We start from the raw sequence: 5562 nt of genomic DNA, 5'->3' as shown, positions 1-5562 counted from the left end.
GGCGCGGCCGGTCCGGGCCGGCCCCGCCGGGAGGCTCGCAGGGGCCGCGGGCTTCGCGGTGTCTGGGGTTCGCGGTCGCGCGGGCGGAAGCATCGAACGGACTTTCTGCCTCGGTCCACGCCGATTCTAAGCTGAGACCTGAAATTCTCGCCCAGTAGGCATCGGGATCATGCGCCCGTCAATGCAGTGCATCGAACGTTCTTAATTGATAATGTAAATACTGTCCGTGTAAATCTAATACAGAATGATGGCCTGTGTCCGTGAAAGAAAGGAGCTTTCGGCTGCGTGTTCGGTGCGATTGTAAGTCTCAATAGCCTGGCCTGCGGGGTGCGCCGCGGGCGGGCGTGAGACGAATCGACAACGGAAACCGGCGCCCGCGCCCGGGGCATGCATTCCGCGTCCCGTTCCCGCCGGGGCGGCGCCCCCCTCCTGGCTGAACAGGGGCCGCATGCGCCCCTTCACCTCTCGCGGCCACGAGGCCCACAGCTCAAGCGTCGTCTCGACCGAAGTCCCAGCCGTCCATGCTGTGCGCATCATGGGACCTGATCGGCCCCCACGAGGTGGTCCGAGGGCAAAGTTAGAGTGCCTAACAGAACCGTCTGATCTGGTTCAGGGTGACGAGGCTTGCGAAGGCCTCGTAGATGTCTGCGCGTCGCTCGTCGCGGATGGGCCATCGACGGAACCGGTTGAACCAGGCGTGGGTGCCCTCATCTTGAGCTTGTCGAAGGATCCACGCCCCAACGGTGACGAACGAGTTTCTCGCTGCTCTCGATGCCCCTTCGCGCGATGCGCGGGACGATCCCCCGCGCCCGGCACTCCTGCCGGCGGGGTCTGGCATCGTAGGCCTTGTCAGCGTGGAGCTTGTCCGGACGGCGGAGCGGTCGTCCGCGCCGACCGCTCCGCACAGACGGGATGGCATCGCGGGTCGCCGCCATCATGACGGTGTCGTGCCGGTCGGCCCCGCTCAGGCAGAAGCCGAGGGTTCGACAAGCTCACCATGAGGGGCGTGCCGCGCGCGTCGGTGACGAGATGGCGGCTCTGGCCCGGCTTGCCCCGGTCCGTCGGGTTCGGGCCGGTGCAGGCCCCCTTTTTGGCCGGGACAGACGCGCTGTCCAGGCAAGCCCGGCTCCAGTCGATCTCACCCGCCGCGTGCAGGCGGTCCGGCACTACGTGATGCAGGCGGCTCCAAACGCCCGCCGCCTGCCAATCCTGCAGCCGCCGCCGGCAACCCATGCCGGAGCCGCAGCCCATCTCGGCCGGCCGCATTTCCCACGGCAGCCCCGAGCGCAGCACGAACAAGTTGCCCGTGCGTGCGGCCCGGTTCTCAATTGGACGCCGCCCACCCTTCGGACGCGGCCGAGGCGGCGGGAGGAGCCGAGCGATCTCATCCCAGAGTTCATCGGGGAGAAGCGGTGTGGCCATGCCAAACCAACGCTGAAAACCCCGCTCGATGCCGTTCTGTTAGGCGCTCTAAGTCAGTTCCGATTTTTTATCGATTTAACCTGAGTTTGTATTTGATTATATTCTGTATTGCGACGGTCCAAAATTTCAGCTTGCTATGGACAATTGACTATAGTTAGAATGTTGCGGGCAACCGACGTTTCCTGGAGAAATAAATTTCAACGCATTGATCGTCGATGACAAGCGTTTGAAAAATATCGTTTGTTGCTACTTATAGTTTACGAGCCGACGATGAGAATCTTATTGTGCTGAACGATGTAACGATTTTTTCATAGATACTATGTGTAAGCACATTCAATAGGTCGAGGTCGGCAAAGACATGTTCAGGAAGCGCAGAGATAACGACATTCTGCTGGAGATTCTCAATAACCACGCCGGGGTCGGACTGTGGGATGCGGTGCTGCACGCCGGCGATCCGATGCACCCGAAGAGTCGCTGGACATGGTCGGCGGAGTTTCGCCGCCTTGTCGGCTTTGCCGATCACCGGGACGAGTTCCCGGACGTGGTACAATCCTGGTCCGACCGCCTGCACCCCGAGGATGCAAGCAACACCTTCGCCGTGTTTGGGGAAGCCCTGAAGAACGTGGTGAACAAGGGTGCCTACGACGTCGCCTACCGCCTGCAGATGCGCGACGGAACGTATCGCTGGTTCCGCGCCACGGGAGGGGTGGTGCACGATGCGAACGGCAACCCGATCCGGGCCTGCGGCTCACTCGTGGACATCAACGACGCCATGGTGGCCGCGCAGACGAGCAAGGCGCGCGCAGGCCTGATCGACCACCTCGTGGCCGCCTTCGATGGCGAGGTCACTGCGATTGCGGGTGGCCTGTCGGGCGCGGCGAGCGAGATGGAGGCGACTGCCAACACGATGTCGACCATCTCCGGGAGCAACAGCGGGCGCGCGGCTGAGGTGTCCTCCGCTTCCCGTCAGACCTCGGCAAACGTGCAGACGGTGGCCGCGGCCACCGAGGAACTGGCCGCGACGATCCGGGCGTTGGCGGCGCAGGCAACCCAGTCTTCCGACCTGGCCGGTGCTGCCGCAGCGAAGGTTGAGCGCACGGACGCCCTGGTCCAAACCCTGTCGCGAGCCGCCGATCAGATCGGGGCGGTTGTCGATATCATCAACACCTTGGCGAGACAGACGAACCTGCTTGCGCTCAACGCGACGATCGAGGCGGCCCGGGCTGGGGCTGCCGGGCGGGGCTTCGCCGTGGTGGCCGCTGAGGTGAAGGAACTCGCCACGCAGACGGCTAAGGCGACGGAAGAGATCAGAACTCAGGTCGGCGAGATCCGGCAGGCGACCGCGACCACCGTGGCCGCAATCAGCGAGATCGGCACGGCCATCACGGGCTTGCGCGACGCGACCCAAGGCATCATGCACACGATGGATGAGCAGGGCAGCGCGACCGACGAGATCGCCCGGAGTGTGCAGCAGGCAGCCTCCGGCTCACGGACGGTGACGGATGCCATGGGGGCGTTGGAGCGCGACGCCGGCCAGACTGGTGAAACCGCCAAGGTCGTGCTGAGCGCGGCACGCCGTCTTGCAACTCAGTCCGAGCAACTTGGAGTGGTCGTGCATCACTTCCTGAGTGAGGTTAAAGCGGCCTGACGTTTGCCCGGGTTCAGTCCGGCCTCGTCAGGTGCACTCACGATCGAACGATTTGCCACAGCTTGAACGTCTGTTCTCGAACGCAGCGCCGAAGCTTGCTTCCCACCTCGAGCCGACGGTGCCGGACGGCCAATGCATAGCCGCTCTCGGGACGCGCCAACGGCTGTCGGCACGTCGGTGATATCCGCCACCCAGAACTGGTTCGGGGGGGCGGAGGCGAAGTTGCGGGCGGCGAGATCGGGAGCCGGACGCACCTCCCGGTCCCGCAGCGTCGTGATGGGGCCACCGCGCCGGTGGCTGGCCCCGACGAGACAGGCCTCGCGCATCAGCCGGGCAATGGGCGCCCGTGCTTGCGGAAATGCCGGTCGCCCTGCTCGCGCAGGTCGGCGTGGATGCGCGGCACGCCATAGGTCTCGTGCGAGCCGAGATGGACGGCGTGGACTCGGTTCAGCGGGGCGGCGTCCGCCCCGCGTCGCGCCGCGGGTGCGCGCCATCACGGTGATCGGGAAGTCGGCCTGGTCGGCGCTCATGAACCGGAAGACCCCGAGGGCAGAACTCCGGTCTCCCACGCAAGCCAGGCCGCAGCGACCAAACCGGGGCAATCCCAATCCCACCCATCGGCAACGTGCCTCCCGCCGAGGGTCAGGCACGCTACCTCACGCAGGCCAAGGTCCAAGCCTTGATCGCTTGAGCCAAGCCAAACGGCCTCCGAGAACTTCCGGGCCGTTCTCCTCCGTGCAGACAAGAACCGCCGCGTGGGAGCCGACCTTCAAACTGAAGCCGAATGACAGCTCAGATCACTAGACGCAGCCAGAACTCTGTGTTTGATTTCGCTTATCAATCCTAATCCTATTCGGACGATGGCGCGGTCTTGATGTAACGCGAGGACAGTCCATGGGGCACCAGCGTGCGATCCGCCTAGCGTGGGAGGCGTTCCTCGCGGACGGCCGTCTTCCTGCAGGCATGGCGACACATTTGGCGGCGTCATGGCAGCGCTCTAAGATGCACGGCGTCAGGGTTGAGTTGACGGAGGCACCTTTGGCAAGCGCGCCGGAGGTCTTCCGACACCGTGCCGAGAATGCCGAGTTGTTGGCGATTGCTCGGCCAGCCATCGCGCGATCCGGTGTCCTGCTCTCGGATGCCGCATCAATGGTGATCCTGACCGATGCGGGCGGCTTCATCCTCGAAACGGCCGGCGACCGACATGTGATTGAGGGCGGGCGCCGCAACCACCTTGAGACCGGAGGACGCTGGGACGAGACCGCGATCGGCACCAATGCAATCGGCACCGCCCTAGCGACATCCGCGCCGATCATGATCCACGCCGCCGAACACTTCTGCCAGGATGTCCAGCGCTGGAGTTGCGCGGCGATGCCGCTGCGTCATCCGATCGACGGCACCCTGCTGGGCGTCGTCGACATCTCGGGACCGGCTGCGTCCTTCAACCCGCAGAGCCTCGCCCTCGCCGCGGCCGTCGGTCGGGAGATCGAGGAATCGCTTGGCCATCGGGCGAGGGTCGAGCACGAGATCCTGCTGCGCAGTTACGTGGCGAAGCGGTCGATCTGGCTAAGCAACGACATCGTCGTCCTCGATCGGCGTGGTGCCCTGGTGCATGCGACGGAGGCCGCGCAACGTGGCTTCGAGACCGGATCCCCCGTCTTCACGGAGACCGCACGTCTGCTCGTCGGACGCGCCGATCCGAGTGAATGGGAGGAGAACTGGCGCCGGCGCTTCTCGCAGGCGAGCCTCGAGATCGTCCGTCAGGACGGCGTCGCCCTCGGATGCCTCGTCGTCATCCATCCCGTGCGCGAGCGCAGGTCCAAAGTCGCGGGGTCACGCACGGTGGCCACCCTGATCGAACCCGAGAGCCGGTTCGAACGGATCGCCGGGAACAGCGCGGCCATCCAGGTGGCCCGCCAGCGGGCTCGGAAACTCGCCGCGAGCGGCCTGCCCATCCTGATCGAGGGTGAGACGGGCGTCGGCAAGGAGCTGTTCGCCCGCGCGATCGCCGAGACGAGCCCGGCGGCGGGCGGTCCATTCGTGCCAGTGAACTGCGGGGGCATCGCGCGCGACCTCATCGCGAGCGAACTCTTCGGTTACGTCAAGGGCGCGTTCACCGGCGCCGACGAGAAAGGGCGCATCGGCAAGATCGAACAGGCCGATGGCGGTGTGCTCTGCCTGGACGAGATCGGCGAGATGGCCGCCGACCTCCAGTCCTATCTCCTGCGTGTCCTGGAGGATCACGTCGTCTACCGGATCGGGAGCCATGAAGGGCGTCCCGTCAAGATCCAGCTCGTATCGATGACGAACCGCGACCTCTCGGCCGAGGTAGAGGCCGGGCGCTTCCGTCAGGACCTCTTCTACCGCGTCGCCGCGGCCCGGCTTCGGATCCCGCCTCTGCGCGAGCGCGGCGACGACATCCTTCTCCTGGCGGAACGCTTCGCGGCCGCGGCGACGCGGTAGAAGAGGTCCTGACGGAAGCGCCCGGCCTC

At 65.3% G+C, this 5562-nt stretch carries 2 protein-coding genes and 2 pseudogenes; 2 read left to right on the top strand and 2 right to left on the bottom strand.

Features of this window, described 5'->3' with window-relative positions:
- Positions 1-408: 408 nt before the first annotated feature.
- A pseudogene (locus FV228_RS34270) lies at positions 409-537 on the bottom strand (IS701 family transposase); the annotation flags it as partial.
- Between the two features lie 49 nt (positions 538-586).
- Positions 587-1422, bottom strand: a pseudogene (locus FV228_RS18940) (IS5 family transposase).
- 358 nt (positions 1423-1780) lie between these two features.
- On the opposite strand from FV228_RS18940, the gene FV228_RS18935 reads away from it, so the two are divergent.
- Together FV228_RS18935 and FV228_RS18930 are read left to right on the top strand one after the other, a co-directional pair.
- On the top strand, positions 1781-3070 hold the full coding sequence (locus tag FV228_RS18935) for a methyl-accepting chemotaxis protein (protein ID WP_147856036.1): 1290 nt from the start codon (positions 1781-1783) through the stop codon (positions 3068-3070).
- 1002 nt (positions 3071-4072) lie between these two features.
- Positions 4073-5533, top strand: coding sequence for a sigma 54-interacting transcriptional regulator (locus tag FV228_RS18930; protein ID WP_246693952.1), 1461 nt, complete (start codon positions 4073-4075; stop codon positions 5531-5533).
- The last annotated feature ends 29 nt before the right edge of the window (positions 5534-5562 follow it).

It is taken from the genome of Methylobacterium sp. WL18 (assembly GCF_008040015.1).
Lineage (GTDB): Bacteria > Pseudomonadota > Alphaproteobacteria > Rhizobiales > Beijerinckiaceae > Methylobacterium > Methylobacterium mesophilicum.
This window is presented reverse-complemented; position numbering and strand designations above follow the sequence as displayed.

Bases quoted from the DNA above. Each gene is read 5' to 3' on its own strand.
- FV228_RS18935 (WP_147856036.1), top strand. From the start codon at position 1,781: ATGTTCAGGAAGCGCAGAGATAACGACATTCTGCTGGAGATTCTCAAT.
- FV228_RS18930 (WP_246693952.1), top strand. From the start codon at position 4,073: ATGCACGGCGTCAGGGTTGAGTTGACGGAGGCACCTTTGGCAAGCGCG.